General features: G+C 38.5%; 14 protein-coding genes and 1 pseudogene. 8 read left to right on the top strand and 7 right to left on the bottom strand.

Translation table 11 applies throughout. From position 1 onward, the window contains the following. The first annotated feature begins 26 nt into the window (after window positions 1-26). On the top strand, window positions 27-869 hold the full coding sequence (locus AC0N32_RS10470; protein WP_476393803.1) for an RteC domain-containing protein: 843 nt from the start codon (window positions 27-29) through the stop codon (window positions 867-869). Window positions 870-914: 45 nt separating this feature from the next. Here the strand turns inward: AC0N32_RS10470 and mobC are convergent, their stop codons facing one another. Beyond that, on the bottom strand, window positions 915-2,915 hold the full coding sequence (gene mobC / locus AC0N32_RS10465) for a conjugal transfer protein MobC (RefSeq protein ID WP_476393802.1): 2,001 nt from the start codon (window positions 2,913-2,915) through the stop codon (window positions 915-917). A gap of 288 nt (window positions 2,916-3,203) precedes the next feature. Between mobC and AC0N32_RS10460 the strand changes: the two genes are divergently transcribed. Continuing rightward, window positions 3,204-4,103 (top strand): SDR family oxidoreductase, encoded by a 900-nt coding sequence (locus tag AC0N32_RS10460; protein WP_476393801.1) that lies wholly within the window; start codon window positions 3,204-3,206, stop codon window positions 4,101-4,103. A gap of 36 nt (window positions 4,104-4,139) precedes the next feature. Continuing rightward, window positions 4,140-5,054: a helix-turn-helix domain-containing protein gene (locus tag AC0N32_RS10455; protein ID WP_476393800.1), complete on the top strand. Its 915-nt coding sequence runs from the start codon at window positions 4,140-4,142 to the stop codon at window positions 5,052-5,054. 31 nt (window positions 5,055-5,085) lie between these two features. Here the strand turns inward: AC0N32_RS10455 and mobB are convergent, their stop codons facing one another. Beyond that, window positions 5,086-6,360, bottom strand: coding sequence for a conjugal transfer protein MobB (gene mobB, locus AC0N32_RS10450; RefSeq protein ID WP_476393799.1), 1,275 nt, complete (start codon window positions 6,358-6,360; stop codon window positions 5,086-5,088). A 4-nt stretch (window positions 6,361-6,364) separates the two neighbouring features. Next, window positions 6,365-6,799 carry a conjugal transfer protein MobA gene (gene mobA / locus AC0N32_RS10445; RefSeq protein ID WP_476393798.1) on the bottom strand — a complete coding sequence of 145 codons (435 nt, stop codon included), beginning with the start codon at window positions 6,797-6,799 and terminating at the stop codon, window positions 6,365-6,367. A gap of 668 nt (window positions 6,800-7,467) precedes the next feature. Here mobA and AC0N32_RS10440 point away from each other — a divergent pair. The 4 genes from AC0N32_RS10440 (at window position 7,468) to AC0N32_RS10425 (ending at window position 9,519) form a co-directional block, all read left to right on the top strand. Beyond that, on the top strand, window positions 7,468-8,235 hold the full coding sequence (locus tag AC0N32_RS10440) for a ParA family protein (protein ID WP_476393797.1): 768 nt from the start codon (window positions 7,468-7,470) through the stop codon (window positions 8,233-8,235). Between the two features lie 3 nt (window positions 8,236-8,238). Continuing rightward, a complete protein-coding gene (locus AC0N32_RS10435; RefSeq protein ID WP_476393796.1) occupies window positions 8,239-8,652 on the top strand; it encodes a DUF3408 domain-containing protein in 414 nt (137 codons plus the stop codon). 208 nt (window positions 8,653-8,860) lie between these two features. Continuing rightward, the gene (locus tag AC0N32_RS10430) at window positions 8,861-9,280 is read left to right on the top strand and encodes a hypothetical protein (protein WP_476393795.1); all 420 of its coding nucleotides are present in this window, start codon (window positions 8,861-8,863) and stop codon (window positions 9,278-9,280) included. A 50-nt stretch (window positions 9,281-9,330) separates the two neighbouring features. Then, on the top strand, window positions 9,331-9,519 hold the full coding sequence (locus tag AC0N32_RS10425; protein WP_476393794.1) for a hypothetical protein: 189 nt from the start codon (window positions 9,331-9,333) through the stop codon (window positions 9,517-9,519). Window positions 9,520-9,605: 86 nt separating this feature from the next. Here the strand turns inward: AC0N32_RS10425 and AC0N32_RS10420 are convergent, their stop codons facing one another. Together AC0N32_RS10420 and AC0N32_RS10415 are read right to left on the bottom strand one after the other, a co-directional pair. Continuing rightward, complete coding sequence (locus AC0N32_RS10420) at window positions 9,606-10,799, bottom strand: lipase family protein (RefSeq protein WP_476393793.1); 1,194 nt, start codon at window positions 10,797-10,799, stop codon at window positions 9,606-9,608. A gap of 31 nt (window positions 10,800-10,830) precedes the next feature. Continuing rightward, entirely contained in the window at window positions 10,831-12,735 is a 1,905-nt protein-coding gene (locus AC0N32_RS10415) for an amidohydrolase (RefSeq protein ID WP_476393792.1), read from the bottom strand. 509 nt (window positions 12,736-13,244) lie between these two features. Here AC0N32_RS10415 and AC0N32_RS10410 point away from each other — a divergent pair. After that, window positions 13,245-13,430 (top strand): annotated as a pseudogene (locus AC0N32_RS10410) (DUF4134 family protein); the annotation flags it as partial. Window positions 13,431-13,843: 413 nt separating this feature from the next. Here AC0N32_RS10410 and AC0N32_RS10405 read toward each other — a convergent pair. Continuing rightward, a complete protein-coding gene (locus AC0N32_RS10405; RefSeq protein ID WP_476393791.1) occupies window positions 13,844-16,033 on the bottom strand; it encodes a S8 family serine peptidase in 2,190 nt (729 codons plus the stop codon). A 706-nt stretch (window positions 16,034-16,739) separates the two neighbouring features. Next, window positions 16,740-17,909: an NUMOD4 domain-containing protein gene (locus tag AC0N32_RS10400; RefSeq protein WP_476393790.1), complete on the bottom strand. Its 1,170-nt coding sequence runs from the start codon at window positions 17,907-17,909 to the stop codon at window positions 16,740-16,742. Between the last annotated feature and the right edge of the window lie 220 nt (window positions 17,910-18,129).

The following is an 18,129-nucleotide window of genomic DNA, read 5'->3' as shown; positions in this document are numbered from 1 at the left end:
TTTTTGTAAATTTCTAAAAAAAGGACATGGTAACAAAAACTATTTTTAGAAAAATTGCAAAGCTGCATGAAGAATTGGAGCTTAAGATCAATGAAGTGTACGATGAAGATGATATGATCAAGGTAGCAGAAAGATCTTTACTGCTGATCGACGATTCGATCAGAAAACTCAAGACGTTGGTCTCCTCCCATAAATTTGAAAATTTGGGTGAGGAGGTTCATTTCTTCAAAAATATGAAACCAAAATTCATTTCCAAATTTATTTACTATTCACTGGTGTTAGATCTGGAATCCAACAAGCCCAATGCAGGTAGGAAAGTGTTGAAGAAATACTACGAGGCGGAGCAGGAGAAGCTTAAGAACTTCTACGCAGAACAATCAGATTTTTACAGTTATTACAAACGGGAAGCGACTTACCTGGATCACAAAATATTTGTCAGGGATTCTTATGATCTTAAAATGAAACTCTCATTGGGCTTTTACAATTTCGACACCAGCTTTACGACCTCTCATGACCAGTTGATTGCCAAATTTATCGCTAATGAAAAATTCGACCAGTACCTTAAAAAACAGATTGATGGATTATCAGAAAGTGAAGTATATAAGTCTTTATCTCCTTTGGTCTGGTCTGCTTCCAAGGTAGGACTTATCGAACTGGTCTATGCCCTATACCAGATGAGATGTTTCAATGGCGGTAATGTGGAATTGAGTGAAGTGGTAAGGTTTGTGGAAAAATCACTCGGCACGGACCTTGGGAACTTTCACAAGACCATCTTCGAGATCCGAAACCGGAAGCAGGGACCGACCAAGTTTTTAAACATTGTTAGCGAGAATCTTCTGCAGTACTTTCAAAGTACAGAAGGGGAGTAGATCATACTTCGAGACCTCTGATGATTAAGCTGCATTGGAGGTTTTCTACTCTTTACTAATGAGATGCTGCAAGTCCGGGTCATTAGTAATCCGGTCCATTTCAATAGATATGATTTTTAAAATTTCAGCTTTGATATTCTTATAATTGCTGTCAATGGTTTCTAGCATCCTGTCATTTCCATCCTCATCCTCGAAACAACGGATGTCAGGAATTTTCTGATAGTTCTTTTCCTCCGCTGAAATTTTTGCCGTATCGACAACGATCTCCGAATGAAAAATTTTTTGCTTAATTCTTTCATCAAAATTATCTGAAACAGCACCTACAAAAAAGCCTTGAGTTAGGGTGGATATTTTGGAAGCAGGAATCAGGCTGTCTAACTGCGTGGATATTGAGGAAGACGTATCATTCCTGTTGATCGATATGCTCTGTCTTTTCTGTAGCACTTTACCAAACCTTTCGGATAAAGCCTTTGCGGTTTCCCCAACCACCTGCCCGCTGAAAATGTTTCCAACCGTATTTTGAATCACCTTGCTTTCTTTATCTCCATAATCTCTTGTTAATTGAGAAAAGTCCTGAAATCCCAAACAAACAGAAACTTTATTACTCCTTGCTGTTGCAATCAGATTGTCCAAGCCTCTAAAATAGATGGTAGGCAATTCATCAATAATCACGGAGCTTTTGAGTTGCCCCTTTTTGTTGATGAGTTTTACAATCCTTGAATTGTATAGTCCCAGTGCCGCAGAATAGATGTTCTGCCGGTCAGGATTATTTCCTACACATAAAATCTTCGGCTCCTTGGGATTATTGATATCCAGTGAAAAATCGTCTCCCGTCATCACCCAGTACAATTGAGGCGAGATCATTCTTGATAACGGGATCTTTGCTGAGGCGATCTGTCCCTGTAATTGATCCTGAGCTCCGCCCTGCCAAGCATCCATAAAAGGGGAGAGGTAGTTTTCTAATTCGGAATAGGAGGTCAAAATCGTGAAGACGTCTTCATATTTCTTGTTGAGCAGTTCTATAGCGTGAGGGAATGTACAGTATCTGCCGTTCTCGTAGATTTTCAAAAACCAGATGATCGCCGCCAAAAGAATGATTGGCGATTCTACAAAAAAGTCACCCTGTTTCTGTATCCAGCTTCTGTTCAAATTCAGCATAATGGTGTAAGCCGCTTCGTAGGCATCTGAAATATCCGTCATAAATTCAGGATTTAAGGGATTACACCGATGGCTTCTTCTGGGATCATCAAAATTAATCACGTAAAACTTCGGCTTTACCCTGTAAGCATCTGAATGTTTTAGAAGATGATTATAGGCTATGGTCGAAAGGTCATCAAATTTAAAATCATAGATATACATGGAGAAGCCTTTCTCAATGTGCTGCCTGATATAGTTATTAACGACGGCATACGATTTTCCTGAGCCCGGTGTTCCCAACACAATGGTCGCACGGAAAGGATTAACGACGTTGATCCATCCCTTATGCCAGTTGCCGTGATAGTAAAATTTCGTGGGAAGATTGACCGAATATTCATTGTACAGTAATCTGGTCTCCTGTTGAAAGCTTTCATTTTCATTGTTGAAAACGTCGGTCATCAGATTTGTTGTTAACAAACGGCTAATCCAAACGCCTGCCTGCATCAGAAGAATGTATCCGGCGCCAGTGGATAAAATATAAAAGGAGGTGGCGCCGGATGCTGGAAATTCTAATAGAAATGAATTAAAAAAGAAGAATAAGGTTCCGATAGAAGAAATGATCAGTATTTTTTTCCAGCTGATTTTTTCATTTTTAACTCCTTTTGTCCCCAAACAACTAAGGCCCAATAACAAAACGGCAAACAGTTTAGAATAAAGTGAGTGAGAAAATAACCCTGCTGTTTTATTGAAGTCGTGGAGTATTTTATTGATGAGCTCCAAGGTCCATTGTTTTTGCGCAAAAAATCCGTAGCAAAACCAATAGAGGTGCATTATTACCAGAATAATGCTGACCGCTCTCATAAAGCCCATGATTTTGGCGAGTCCTCTCAAATCGTCTTCTCCCTGCACTTCTTTACTATTTAAAGGTTCGGGGGTAAGGTATGAGCCTCAATGATTCGTGATTTGATGATGACGCTAATGGGAAAAGGAAGGCTGGTTTTGTCTTCCCTAAAACCGCTTAGGAATTGGGTTCGAGCATTCATAGTTTTTTAGTACATTATTTAAAATTAAAACAGATCTTTCAACTTTGGAGTTCAGAAAGTGTTACCATTAAATTTTTCGGCTACAAGAAAATACTTTTCGGCTACAAGACTATAAAACTGAAATCTGAACTTTGCTTCATAAAATGATATTAATATGAAAGTATTTGTAACAGGTGCCACAGGATTCGTAGGAACTGCTGTAGTACAGGAATTATTAACCAATGGACACCAAGTATTAGGATTAGCGCGTTCGGAAGAATCAGCCAAAAAGTTAATTGATGCAGGTGCAGAAGCGCATCACGGTGATTTAAACGATTTTGACAGCCTGAAATTGGGAGCTGAAGCCTCAGATGCGGTAATTCATTTAGGATTTGTCCACGATTTTGCACGATTTGCAGAAATGTGTGAACTGGATGGAAAAGTTATTCATAGCATTGGCGAAGCCTTAATGGGAACAGAAAAACCATTTCTCATCACTTCAGGAACTGCACTTTTCTCAAGAGACGGAATAACAACAGAGAAAGAAATTTCAGTAAACAATCCTCATCCAAGAATTGCCACAGAAAACGCTGCAGATTCTGTTGCAGCTAATGGCGTGAAAGTCGCGGTCATCCGATTGTCGCCATCGGTTCACGGAAAAGGTGATCGTATTGGATTTGTTCCGACTTTAATCAATATAGCAAAACAAACAGGTAAATCCGCTATCATTGGTGACGGAAATAATGTCTGGCCCGCAGTTCACCGATTGGATGCCGCTAAATTATATCGATTGGCATTAGAAAAACCTTTCGAAAGCGGCACACGTTATCACGCAGTGGCTGAACAAGGCATTCCTTTCAAAGATATTGCAACATTGATTTCTGAAAGACTGGAAGCTCTTGTTATCTCTCTCACCGATAACGAAGCTGCAGAATATTTCGGATGGTTTTCTCATTTCGCCAAATTGAACAATCTGACTTCAAGCGAAGAAACAAAAGCAACTCTAGGCTGGAATCCGCAACAACCGACTTTGTTAGAAGATTTGCGAAGTAATGTTTATTTCTCTGAACCATAATAATCTGTACATTTATATTTATTAAATATTGAAACGATGTCCGATTCACCAATAAGAATAAAAACGATCTCACAATTTCATACCTTGCGAGGTCTGACAAAGCCAAAGCATCCACTCATCAGTGTAATCAATTTTGAAGACATGGCACCGGCTTTGGAAGGTGGGAAACAAAGTTTGATATTCGATTTTTATATGATTTCCGTGAAAAGAGATATGAATCATAAATACAGGTACGGACAGCAGGATTATGATTTTGATGAAGGCGTTATGTTTTGTATGGCGCCTCATCAACTTCTGACCATTTTAAGAGAAGAAAATGCCAAAAATCCTACAGGTTGGTCGCTTTTGATTCATCCGGATTTTCTTTGGAATACACCTTTAGCTGCAGCTATTAAAAAATATGAATTCTTTGATTATTCAGTTAATGAAGCCCTTTTTTTATCAGAGGATGAGGAAATAAAAGTTCAGCAGATCGTTGAAAACATCAGGCAAGAATATCAGACCAATATTGATACATTCAGTCAGAATATTATCATTTCCCAACTGGAAACGCTTTTAAATTATTCACAACGTTTCTATCAACGACAGTTTATTACCCGTCAAAAAGCACATCACCAGTTTTTAGAAAAACTGGTAAATCTGCTCAATGATTATTTTGATGGGACTCATCTGAAAGAACATGGCTTGCCAAGCGTTCAGTTTCTCTCCGAAGAATTTAAAATGTCGCCGCAATACATGCGAAGTCTGCTAAAAACTCTGACCGGACAAACAACGCAGCAATACATCCACGAAAAGCTCATCGAAAAAGCGAAAGATAGATTGACAACAACCAATCTCTCCGTTTCCGAAATTGCTTATGAACTGGGGTTTGAACATTCGCAATCTTTCAGCAAACTTTTTAAGATAAAGACAAATCTCTCACCTTTGGAGTTCAGAAGATTGTTCAATTAAAGTTTTTACTCTGCATAATTTACTGGATTCACTAATGTTTTTTGCGTTTGCGTTTGTTTTTCATCTTTTTTGCAAAATCAATTTCCTCATCATCTTCTCCCCGAGGTTGTGGTACTAAGCCGCCTACTGATTCGAATAAATCTTTAGCGGTATCTGTATCCATCATGTCGAAGAATTGATCTAATGTCGGAAGAAAATTGGTATCATTCGATGTAGTCGATTTATCATATGTTTGTTCAGCTCCTTTTTCATCGGGTTTCAGATTGTTATTCCAGCACGCGTTGAATGCGTTGGCAGAACATTCTTTTCCCAATCTTGAACCATTCCATACGGTCTTTGACCCATGATCGATAAAAGTCATTCCGTAAATTCTTCCCTTGTTATTTTTCCTAATTACTACATCGATGTCTTGTTCGCATAATTTTTTCGCAAATGTTTTTTCGTCATTTGAGGCTTGTAAACTCAAAATAATTTTTTCTTTCAGGTTCTCCTTCCCGGCAAGGCTTCTCATCTTGGCTTTACAAAGTCGAAAGTGCTTTTCCAAAGAGCCAAGGCCTGCCTTTTTTCCAAACAGCGAGGATTTAAAAGGTCTGCCTGTCTTTTTCCCGATCCTATCCGTCGGGAAGTACAGCAAGCCTTTTTGCACATGACCGTGCAGTTCGCCTTCCACTATTTCCGCGGTTATATGGTAAAGAGAGAGCAGTGCGTTGTATTCACCCAAGGACTGAAATTGATATTGAGAACTGATGTTTCTTACCACTGAGGCGATCTGACTTTTAACATCACCCCGCTTATAATCAACAGCTTTAAAAATTTCACTTTTTAAATTATTTTCTTTTTCAACAACTGATATTAATCCGAATTGCTCCTCCAGTTCCCGGCATACTTTCATCGAACGGACCTTTTCGAATGTGTCAGAGATCTTTTTACCATCCTCATCCACGCATACAGAGACAATATGAATATGACTTCGGTCTATATCCGTATGTTTAAATACAACAAACGGCTGTTCTCCATAGCCCATCTTTTGCATATATTGCTGAGCCATTAGTCTGTATTTCTCATCAGAAACTACGTCTTTAGGATCTGGATTTAAAGAAATATGCAGGGTATGTTTTTCTGTATTTCGATTCGCCAAAAGGTAAGGCTCAAAAGATTTTGCCAGCTGACCTACAGTATATTTTCCATTAGCTGTCTCGATCATTTTGTTGGTTAGCAGGATTTCTCCTGTCTCTTTTTCAATTTTCATATTATTGTAGGACAATGCACCGTACAAATTGCTGCTTCTTCCGATTTTAGCAATCATATTATCATTCTTTTTTTAGATGTTTTTGATTAAATTCTTCGGTCAATTGAACAACTTTCTTGAATATCTCCACCATTTCTATAGTTTGCTGTTCCAGTTTAAAAAGTAAAGCCGACGCTTTTTTTTCAGAAAAATGAGTGTAAAGAAGTTTTACGGCCTGATTATAATTTACGCCTACCGAACGAAACTGGCTGTGAAAAGAGGTCAGCCTCATATAAAAATCCACTGTTCCTTTATCCACTTTGATAGTCTTTACCGTCTTTTCAAAAATACAGGAGGTTATAAAATGAGCTTTGACCCGCATCCCTGATTGTTCAAAAAGTTCAAGAAAACGTGCGTTTTCAACCTCGTTAAAAGAGATTGTATATCGGATCTTGGCAGGGTCAGCCTTAGGGCGGCGACCTATTTTTTGCGGTTTCTTATTATTTTGCTCATTCATAATCCATCCATTTTATTTTATAAAACATCGACTTTGGAGATTGTTTCTGCCCCCTGCAAGGGCAAGTTGTTTTCAGCAGCCGAAAACGTTTCGAGATGCTCAAAACACAACTTGCTGTGTTCTGGAGAACACAAGCATCCGCCCGTCGGTACGGATTGTAGTTACCAGGGTAGAACAGCCTATGGCTGTTTCTGCAAATCGGGCGGGTGTATTGATAGCTCTTCATGACGCTTCACAATTACAGTGGTAAAGTAACGAAGTAATCATAATAGAAGCATGACACGATTAGGCGCCAAAGAGCGCAATCAGAAGCCACTGGATTCCAGTTAAACGGGTGCGTATACCTATCTGCATTTTTTTGTACAAGCAGACGGTTATAGAAATGTGGGTGGGTATGTACCTACGCAATGACATTGGCAATTAACTATAGCTGAGCGGATATATCGATGTAAATGGATATAGACACTGGTATGCGTTGATGGGCATCATTATATCAATAAGCGGATAGGGACATATGTGCAACAAGTTGTAGGTGAGTGCAGATACAGAGATGGGCCTTTACAGACCGGTAGCTATAGAGTCAGTTAAGTACCCATCTGCTTATTTCTGCAAATACTGAACTATCAATGTATTTAAATAACAAAATAAAAATCCTTAATCCTAAAACAATGACAACAGAACCAAAAACACTATTTATTGCATTCTCATCTCAAAAGGGAGGAGTTGGGAAATCTGCCTTTACCGCGCTTACGGCCAGTACACTTCATTATCGGCTGGGGTACAATGTGGCAGTAATTGACGGTGACTTTCCACAGTATAGCCTGTTTAAAATGAGAGCCCGCGACCTTACTATGATCATGGAAAATGAGGTTGTAAAAAGAATTGCCTATAAACAATTTACGACGATTAACAAAAAGGTGTATCCCATCCTGCAAAGTAAAGCTGAAGGGTTGTTACAAACGGCGTATGACTTTCTGGATGCTTCACCCGTGCCGATTGACGTCATTTTTTTTGACCTTCCCGGCACGGTGAATACCTCTGGCATTTTAAATGCCCTTGCCGGAATGCATCATATTTTCACTCCGATCACAGCTGACCGCCTGGTGATGGAAAGTACACTGGTATTTACTCAGCTGATGCAAGAAGTGATTATGAAAAAAGGTAAAACATCGATCATATCCATCAATTTATTCTGGAACCAGGTTGACGGGAGGGAGCGATCTCCTCTTTATGAAATTTATACCAAGTTAATCAAGGACTTGGACTTAAGTCTCATGACTGCTCAGATCATGAACAGTACGCGCTTTCGGAAGGAAAGTGAAATGGTGGCTAAAGCTGTTTTCCGATCAACAGTTCTTCCCCCTGATGAGCAGATGATGAAAGCCTGCCGGTTCGATTTGTTTATGAATGAGTTTTTGAAAATCACAAAATTATAAGTCATGGAAAGAGAATCGAAAAGAAACATTCCAAAGTTAGATGAGGAAATGATGATGGAATTAATGAAAGACGGGGTGCAAAGAGATGGACTTCAACTACCAACCATCATGACCGCTGAAAATGAAGAAAAGGATGTGCATCAACAGAACCCCAGAGAAAAAAATAAATCTAAAAGGATGGCAGCACCGGATTACGAATCCATCTTTTTAAAACGATCAGAAACGAATGCGCGCGATGGAAAGACGGTTTATATCCGTCCGGACTTTCATGAAAGACTTTCCCGTATTGTTCAGGTGATCGGTGAAGACAAGTTAACCATATACGCGTATCTGGATAACCTGCTGGCTTATCATTTTGAAGAATTTGGGGAGCAGATTGTTAAAAGCTTCAACGAAAAATACAAACCTATTTTATAGAAATTATATGGAAATCATTATCATAATTTGCTTGCTTATTGTCATTGGGCTGCTTCTACATGACAAAATCAGCATCACCTGTGCTCCTACAAAATCTGAGCGGGAGAACAGTACAAATAATTGTCAGCCAAGTATTATCGGTCAATCTAAAGAGATAAAGAGACGATTATTGCCAAATGAGGCCTCCGACTGCCAAGAGCGAGATCCCATGCCGGAAGACAATAATTTTGATACCGAGATCAGTGAGAAAGATTACAAAAGACAAGTTCCGCAGGAAGAGCTTGATGAAATCTTCAGTCCGGTCGACCTGGAACAAGAGGAAGAAGAATGGAGACTGGGAATTTCCGATGGTGATGACGGTTTAGCCCAAGGGGTTACATTTGAAGAATTATCGACCGTGGGGATGGTACCTAGGAAAGAGATCCAGGAACCAGCCTTGCAACAAAAAGCGGTTGAAGTAGTTCATAAAATACAGGGAACCGAACTTTTCGCCCTATTGGAAAATTCTACAGAAGACGCTTCCAGGCGAATTGCCGAGCTTTTGGACAGGAGGCTGTCGCTGCAGGTCGGTTCTGGCACTATCTCAAGAAAAAATCTCGATGATTTTGATATTGGGGAATTCGTTTAGAACGGTTCCCCTTTATTCTTATTGGGTAACCAAAGCGAATTCAAAAAGTTATGGAACGCAAATTACCGCTTCTTAATTTGGTAGGAACAGACTTCATGGTCGATGTTGAAAAAATGGAACTTAGCGAGAAAGCTAATCCAAACAACATCATCGCTTTTGAGGATATGAAAGAAGGATCTGATGGATACTCATTTGAATATAGTCCATTGACGAAAGGCACTTTAATTATTTGTATCTAATTGGTTGTACTCAGCCTACAAATAAAATGGTAAGAGCCCGGTACAATACCGAGCCCTTCAACTAAATATTTATTATTTACTCACTATCATATTGGCAATAGCTTTTTCTTAATGCTGCATACACTCGTCGGTTCACTTCCTGCCGTAACTGCATTTAGGAATGGGGTTACGCCAATTTCTTCAAAATAGGCATTAATATGTTGATAGAGTATCTGGCCCACAAAATTGCATTCAGCAATTGATGTTGACGTTTTTGAACAGTCACCTTTCGAGCAGTCATCCGCTATCATCGGGCCATTCGTTGGTAAGGCTGTTTGAAAGATGCCGGCAAATTGCCCATCTCTATCTGGATCGGAACAAATGTAGGGATTGATACCCCCATTATTAAGTAATAACATTTTATTAAGTCCGAACAAAATAGTTTTAACTGCCAAGGGAGTGGTAAGTTCTGTGCCATAAATAGTGTCTATATAGGAGCCAAAACCTTCTGACCACACTTGAGGAACGATATCAAGACTATTCCAAATTTTGCAGTTAAACTGCTGCCATTTCACGGTAGGTTCAGTCTGCGGTGGAAAAGTTGTTTTCAGGTAATTAACATAATCACCGTTGCCCACATCTGGACCTGCAAGAGCATAGGTACGTGTTGTCCAATTTTGAGTTTTAGCATTTGTTGGTATGTCGGGATAAGTCGTATTGCTACCAAAGAGCACGAGGGCCAGTGCTGGCGATAATGCTCCTCCTAAGCTATGTCCGGCAACAGTGATAATCGCATTTGGGTCATCTAATTTGGAAAAATAGTTTGTAATCGAATTATCGGGGTTTAAGCCGAGTAGAAGCTTGATGCCGTTTAACGTACCATGAGAGATTTTGATGTTATTAGATCCAGTGGAATAAGGCCAGGCAGATATTTTACCTCCCAACAAATCTTCGTCCATTTGATCAAAGATAGATGTTGGTTTCGTACCTGCAATAGATACGACATATTCATTTACACCCGCAACCGTTTGACTGGGATATTTGAACACGATCATGGTATTTGTAGCAGTGGCAGTACCTTTTTTTGTTATATCTTTAGATTCTACAACAACAAAAGGACCCCAGGCTACGCTGACATCTACCGGAAAATCCGCGGCAGAAATAATTTCAGGCAATTTCTTGGCAAAGTTTGCCTGAATTGACTGTGCAGCTGAAATTGGATCAGTAACATTATCTTGCTTAGGTGCAAAATTCGAGATCATAGACATGATAAATGTCATTTGATAATCATTGTAAGTCATATATTCTAGATTTTTTGTATTAAAATGAGCGTTATTGACTAACGGAGCTATTTATATTTGAATGATGGTACACAACATTTCCTCCAAGCCAGGTTTCTAGTACTTTGATATTGCGCATATTCATGCTGATCTTGTCATGAGGCATACTTAATGGGTCTTCGGCTAGGATAATAAAATCTGCAAAATGTCCTTTTGGCAAGGAGCCTGCCCATTTTTCCGCATAACATTGCCATGCAGCATCATAAGTGGCTGCACGCAAAGCCTCTTCGGCTGTTAGGCATTCTTCTTTATTGAGAACAGGAGCGATATCATATTCTGGTGGGAGTGATTCCATTACGCGTGTAATTGATTGTTCCATCATCCTTAGTGGTCCAATGGGAGTTACGGTATGATCGCTATGAAGTGAGATCCTTAATTTCTTATCAAGGGCAGATTTACACAGGTCTAGCATATCCACTTTATCATATCCGTCCAATTGCTGGCCTTTGAATATGATATCTTTAAAGATGAATCCCCAATACCCTACATGACCAATTAAAAAGCTGGGTGATATGCCTAATTCAGCCATTTCATCAAGCTGCTTACGGTTACTGAATAAGGAGCAATGCTCTATGCGGTTACGGAGTGGAGTTCCTACATATAATTTTAGCGCCTCACGGTATGCATCTAGGGTTAGGCTTACGGCCTTATCACCATTGGCATGGATCATTATGGGCCAGCCTTTATCGATCATGATTGATTTTATCAATGCTGGATAGCTATCCTGAGGATGGAAATCAAATATACCGTCCTTAAAAGTTTCTGGGAAACAGGCGTAATCTTCCGATTGGTAACCCGTAAGTCCTTGATTCGAACCATCTGATACCACTTTTACGTGACCAAAATAAAGATCACTATATTCTTTCGTAGCTTCGTAGGGTGGTAAATCAGGAAACTCCTTCATATTCTCGCAATATCTGGCGCCGCCCAATCGCACACTTAAATTAGTAGAATTTAAGTATTTGTCGAGATACTTGAGATATTCGGGATTAAGAATGGCATCATACATAGAGGTTATACCCCTTGAATTGGCTTCAGCAAAAAAATGATCAAGGTTTTTATTCATATCTCGGTTTGCTAAAGCCATAATCTGTGTTTGAAAGGTTCCAAAGGCATATAGAAGACCTGTTTCTTCCTGTAATAAACCACGTCCCTTTTCTTCAAATTCCTCTTCTGTCGCATACCCTGCGGCTTTAAGGGCGACTTCGTTTTTCTTATATACTTTACTTATCGTCGGACTATTTATATAGACAGTATGGCCGGAAGCGCTAATTACCATTATCGGTATTGTTGTACTTACCTCATTTAAAAAGGTATAGTCAATGTTTTGAAAGTTATCCTTGGAGAAAGGAGTCAGCAAAGCAGGATCGAGGCCATTAGCAAATAAGACGGCATCTTCAGATTCCTCAGGCAGGTTGGCCCTCAATTGTTCCTTAACCCAATTTTTGTTATAGTCTTTCCTGATGTTTTGGCCGTCAAATGGGCCCACGTCTACGAAAGAAGCCATTAGACCTGAGAAGACCACATGTATGTGTGGCTCGAAAAGCCCAGGCAATAAAGTTTGGTTGGGTTCGAGGTGCCTAATGGAATATTCATCTTTGAAATGCACATCCATTTCTGCAGTGACAAAAGATAAATCTCCCGTAGCAACAACCTTGCCTTCAGCAAACCCGATAGCTTCGACTAGGCCGGCTTTGCCGTCGATCATTGGTCTGATAATACCGCCGGTAAATAGGATAGGGGCCGGCTGAACAACTTCAGGTTTTTTCTCAGGCAGACTTGCGGTCATCAGCGGGAGATTTTCTGGTCCAAAAAGATCTTTTTTTAATAATGTAACAATGGGATTGGTACATGCGCAGAAGCACATGTGATCATGATGATGAGCGTGTTCTTTCATAATTAAAAACGTTTTAAAGTGACACAGAAAGTTCTAACCGAAATGTTTGTACTTTGAATAGTACGGTTATTGGTGTTCATGGTTAAATTGTTTTGGTTAAAAAATATTGTTTAATAAAACTACGGAAGAAGTGATTTTTATCTTTCAGTAATTTTACCTGTTTTTACATTTTAGTATTTATACTGATCAAGTCATTAAGGAATTAGTTTTATTTAAAAACTTTACGTTCTGCTTACATCCGATAATTTAGCTCAATCTACATGGAACTTTATTACCTAATAAATGTAATTCAGTACGCTGATTAGCTTCCCTATCATTTTTTTCTCACAATTAACGCTTCAGATTAATCCTAATTGGTTTTTTTTATGCATTAAAATACCTTGCAAGGCCAACTACAGCCAGGCAGCCTCATTAATTGCCAGTTCATTATTTCCCTAAATGCGTCCCAATACATTTGATGTCAAAGCTCGCAGGCTGCGGGTAATAACTATTATTTTTAGTGTTTAATCATGGAAAAACAAAGAAAAAAGCTGCTGTTGACTTATAGGTTAATACTGGCAGGCTAGGGAGCCTTTGCTCATGTAAATGGGGTAAGGGGTATCAATGAAGCGACCCAGATGGTAACGTCCTACTTGGATCCGGCTACGAAGCTGATTTATGCGATCGGTGCCGTCGTTGTCTTGATCGGTGGAGTTACCAAGCGTTGTAAGAGTGGATGCATTTATTGGACGATGAACTTTCAATGGTACTTAAATAACGTACGGATTGGGTCTAGCCTAAACGAATACGTTGCTTGTCAAAACTTTAATGAATCCTACAAAAAGTATATAAAAGTTTTATTTAAGATAATATGTGAAAGGCAACCTAATTTTGGCTGCCTTTTTTATTTTGTAATATTCAAATCCACGTTAACAACATTGTTATCATATCAAAAATTCAACCTAAGAGAAAGTAATTGCATATAAAAACTTTTTATAAATTCAATCAACATAGAGACTTTTAGATCATAATTGTAAAATCGTTACGAAAATGTAAATTATTTTTATTAGGTCTATTATGAATTTTCAATATATAGCAGCAATGAAATTCATTACTGCCAAATTGTAGATTAATGGTTGATAACTACTTGTTTTTTCTCAGTTTCTCCGTTGCCAGTCATGTGTAAATAATACGTGCCATTAGTTATATTGCGTACATCCATTTGTATTGTTGTACCATCAACAGAGCGGCTATCTCTGAGGATCTTTCCAAAACCATCATATAATCTTACCGTGAATGGTTTAGCCTCATCAGACTTGGATTGCATTCCATTATTTTCACTATCCAAATATCCAATATTAATTATATCGCTTGCCGGATTGGGATAAAAAGCATAGTTAAACTTTCCGCTTCCTGATACGTTTACTGAAAATGATGCCCAATCGGTCCAATCACTCCATCCACATGCATTTCTGGCACGAACTCTGACGTATTTTGTGCCTGTACTTCCAAATCGTATCGTCTGCCCTGCTCCAATAGGAAAGTCCATAGCGCAAGCCATACTTCCTTCCTGCATACTGTTTGCTGTAGGAGAAACTTGCCATTCTATATTAGTGAGTGAGGCTTTGTTATTGGAGCCGCAAACATTTTGTCCGTCATAACGTATTCCATAATCTCCGGGTTGGTTTGGATTTCCAATAGAACTTGTACCCCTAACTGATAGAAGCGATTTTAGTGGTGTACCATAACTAATTTCTTTACTAACTGTAACTGTACTTCCACAAACCAACTGCGATGCATAAAGAATAGCTTTACCTGAACCTGAAGCAGAAACCGTTACATTAGTGCCCGTAGTACTTGAAAGACTCGCCGACACGCCGCTCAAAGTGGTCAACGACCATGAAGAAGAGGTATTTCTCGTATAATTTTGACTCGTACAAAATGAATTGGGTCCTACAATGGAAACAGTTAATTGCTGAAGGGCTGCATAGGCATTAATGCGGCCATATCCAAGTTCGTTACTCCTGCCGTTTACATAACTGTAACCACCAACTTTATCAGCTGTCGTGGTAAGAATATTTCTGATATTCGTTGGGGTTAATGATGGATTCATGGCAAGCATCAAGCTGACAATTCCTGAAACAATTGGTGCAGAGAAAGAAGTTCCATCAGATGAAGCATACGAATTCGATAATTGTGTACTATAAATATCTGTACCTGGAGCCGAAATCACAAGATTACTGCCGAAGTTCGAAAAATTTGCTTTTTGGTCATTCGTATTGGTAGCACCAACCGAAATAACATTAGTATTTCTTGCAGGATAACCTACACTGCTACCATCGTTTCCTGCAGCACATACCACAGTAACATTACTATCAACTGCAAATTGGATAGCACTGTTTATGGCTGAATTCTCACTAACACTAAGGCTTAACTGTATTACTTTTGCTCCTTTAGCTACGGCATAGTAAATAGCATCGTCGATAACCGATCCGTCAGGAGCACTAACTCCAATGCATAGCGGTAGCAGTTTTGTGCCCGCTCCATTATTTCCTCCTGCTATTCCCGCTATTCCGATATTGTTGTTTCTTTTTGCTGAGATTATACCTGCCACATGTGTGCCGTGAAAGTTTGATGTTCTTACATCATTACTGTTGTTACTGAAGTTCCAGCCTTTCCAATCATCTATAACACCATTAGCATCATCATCAAGATGGTTACCACTGGAAGAATTATTGGGGTCAGACCAAGAATCTTCGAGACCGTTAAGATAAATGTTTTGGTAGGTATCTGCTCCCAATCCCAAATCACTATGTGTCCAATCTGTTCCGGAATCAATCACTGCAACAGTAATACATGTACTACCTGTCGTTAAATCCCAAGCTGCCGGCATATTAATTTTTCCAAGATACCATTGCGCCGAATACTGGCTGTCGTTGGGTATTGATACTAGTTTCTTCTTTTTATCGCTTACATATCCATATTTGCCTATGGTATTAAGTTCAACTAGTTCTATCTCAGGGAATTTTAAAAGCATTCTTGCAAATTCCAGAACTTTATATTGCTCAGGAACTTCAATATCAATAAAGCCAAGAGGATTAGCTCTTATTACTTTACCAAATTTTTCAATTCGACTAGCTTCAATTGATCTGGACTTAAGTTTTATAGTAATTACCTTGGTATTGACTTCGAATCCGTTACTCTCCAAAAGCTTTTTATCTTTTACGTAATAACTTTTTCCGTTGAATGTCTCTGTTTTTTGGGCGTAAGTGTTTACTGTGAGCAAAAATAGTATCATCAGTAGCAAATATTTTCTCATGGTTTAAGCGTTAATTAGATTTTTATATTCTTATTGTTGTTTACATTAAAATTCATTGTTGTGTTACTGGATTAATTTCTATTAAAATCTGATAGTCAATCTATTTCTGTAAAAGGTAAAAATGGTATGGGGCTCTGCGAGTATTCTGCAACAATTAAGGAGTTTTCAAAACATATTCTACTGACTTTTAACTTTTCAGCCAGAGTTATCCCATAAATCTATTTTTATCACAAAAATGGAAAGTGGATTGCATCATGCAAGTTAAATTTCTGGAAAACTCCAAAAATCTAATTCTTTAGATATAATTTTCAGATTTTAAAACGGTACAGTAATTAGATATGCTTAGAAACGGATCTGTATTATATAAGCATATTTTTCAGTGATTTTCTATCATCCATCTGAGAGATTTTCAGTAGATAATCAGAAGTATAAATATATCAAAAAATTTTTATTGTCGAAAATTTTTAAGTAATTAATTAACTTTAAATTAATATCAATACCTCCAAATGAAGACCTTGCCGATTACCGACGAAAGGTAACAGTTGATCCCATGGACCGTAAGTTTTGAAAAAAATGTTTTTGTCATCAATATTAAATATAGAGGCCGATAAATATTGATGATAATGTAATTTCAGTCCTGAGGGAGGCTGAACTATTGTATAAGATTAAGGATACGGCAATGGTCAGAAAATAGACTCTGTCAATTCTATTGTGATAGCTTTCCTTTGAGTACCGAATGTATGGAATGCAGGGAAAGTTGCTGAAGGTCGATATTCCAAAATGGATTACTTCTATTCACCACAATCTGTGTTTTTCCATATAGATCAAATTTTTCCACAAAGCAGTAATACATCAGTTTAACCGTACTGATGTATTTTTGCCTGCCTTCATGGTTTAAGATCGTAAATAGCGAGTGGTGATCGCCTTCGGTGGAAAGAAGCTGAGATAAGATTTTTTCCTGTAGAAAAATTTTTCTACCGGTTGTGGTCCATCCGCTGAGCCTTTTGACCCGGCCTTTACTGGAAATCATAAATCTAGTTTCAAAGTGGGGAATGGGTTTCCAATCTTCTCCCGGCAGGCAGCCCAATGAAAAGTTCAATACCGGCGGCGGATTTTTTATGTCAATATCGGGCCTGCCCAATTTTTCCCATAAGGTGATATTAAGAATATCTTGCGGAGTTTGTATATTGTTTTTTACAATAAAATCTTCCTTTCCAGGCGGATTGCTTTTTAAAAACCACCGGTATCCTCCGGATGTTAGAAACTCTTTATGGATCACATCCATCACGGATTCTGGGGTTACGTTAATGCACTCGGCCGCTTCATACATGTTGTTATAATGTTTGATGAGTATGCCCTCGGTGGTGTACTGGCTGACAGGCTGCCCATAAATGACGTGTCGGTTGCGGGCACGGTTTGCTTTAAATGTCATCACCCTTTTTTCACTTACCGAGATCATTTTCAGGTTGGAATAATGTACATTGAGATTATTACCGTCTTTTGAAGTAACCGACAATGTTCGGTCTTTAGTGTCAAATTTTTTCACAAAGTGGAAATATACCAATCTTGCTACGGATTTTCTATATTTTTTTCCATCTGACGACAGCGTACAGTGCACCTGATACTTGGCGCTTTGAAGATACTGGTTGAAATTTTTTACAAAAATCAGCTTCATAATCATCTCCGGAAGCATCTTTTCATTTCCGAATAATGACGATGACTGACGTTCCAGGCTTTTCAATCGCCCGTAATTGGAGATGGCATAGTTTTCAAAACCTTCGATAGGTTTCCATTCTTCATCATTCAGGTCTTTCAAAGAAAGGTTGTACAGTACTTCTTTGACATATGATGTTTCATAATGGAGGGGAAGTTTCATAATAAGTTTTTTTTTCTTGCAAAATTACTGGATCTGAAAAATACGATATTACTTTTTCTTTCAGTGCACATATTAAACGACACGTTTTGTCGTTAAGGGATTATAATTTAGCGCAAGATATCAAAAAGAAATCAGTTAAGTACGGTCTGCTTAAATTCATAATAAATTGATATTGAATTTCTTTTAAACATTGATAAAAAAGAATATTTTTGTGCAATAT

The organism is Chryseobacterium endophyticum (assembly GCF_056333165.1).
Note: the sequence above shows the minus strand (reverse complement) of the source record. Positions and strands in the feature narration are given on the sequence as shown.

What these genes read in the sequence shown, in the direction of transcription:
- AC0N32_RS10470 (WP_476393803.1), top strand. Translation starts at nt 27, where the DNA reads ATGGTAACAAAAACTATTTTTAGAAAAATTGCAAAGCTGCATGAAGAA.
- AC0N32_RS10460 (WP_476393801.1), top strand. Translation starts at nt 3,204, where the DNA reads ATGAAAGTATTTGTAACAGGTGCCACAGGATTCGTAGGAACTGCTGTA.
- AC0N32_RS10455 (WP_476393800.1), top strand. Translation starts at nt 4,140, where the DNA reads ATGTCCGATTCACCAATAAGAATAAAAACGATCTCACAATTTCATACC.
- mobB (WP_476393799.1), bottom strand. Translation starts at nt 6,360, where the DNA reads ATGATTGCTAAAATCGGAAGAAGCAGCAATTTGTACGGTGCATTGTCC.
- mobA (WP_476393798.1), bottom strand. Translation starts at nt 6,799, where the DNA reads ATGAATGAGCAAAATAATAAGAAACCGCAAAAAATAGGTCGCCGCCCT.
- AC0N32_RS10440 (WP_476393797.1), top strand. Translation starts at nt 7,468, where the DNA reads ATGACAACAGAACCAAAAACACTATTTATTGCATTCTCATCTCAAAAG.
- AC0N32_RS10435 (WP_476393796.1), top strand. Translation starts at nt 8,239, where the DNA reads ATGGAAAGAGAATCGAAAAGAAACATTCCAAAGTTAGATGAGGAAATG.
- AC0N32_RS10430 (WP_476393795.1), top strand. Translation starts at nt 8,861, where the DNA reads ATGCCGGAAGACAATAATTTTGATACCGAGATCAGTGAGAAAGATTAC.
- AC0N32_RS10425 (WP_476393794.1), top strand. Translation starts at nt 9,331, where the DNA reads ATGGAACGCAAATTACCGCTTCTTAATTTGGTAGGAACAGACTTCATG.
- AC0N32_RS10420 (WP_476393793.1), bottom strand. Translation starts at nt 10,799, where the DNA reads ATGACTTACAATGATTATCAAATGACATTTATCATGTCTATGATCTCG.
- AC0N32_RS10415 (WP_476393792.1), bottom strand. Translation starts at nt 12,735, where the DNA reads ATGAAAGAACACGCTCATCATCATGATCACATGTGCTTCTGCGCATGT.
- AC0N32_RS10405 (WP_476393791.1), bottom strand. Translation starts at nt 16,033, where the DNA reads ATGAGAAAATATTTGCTACTGATGATACTATTTTTGCTCACAGTAAAC.
- AC0N32_RS10400 (WP_476393790.1), bottom strand. Translation starts at nt 17,909, where the DNA reads ATGAAACTTCCCCTCCATTATGAAACATCATATGTCAAAGAAGTACTG.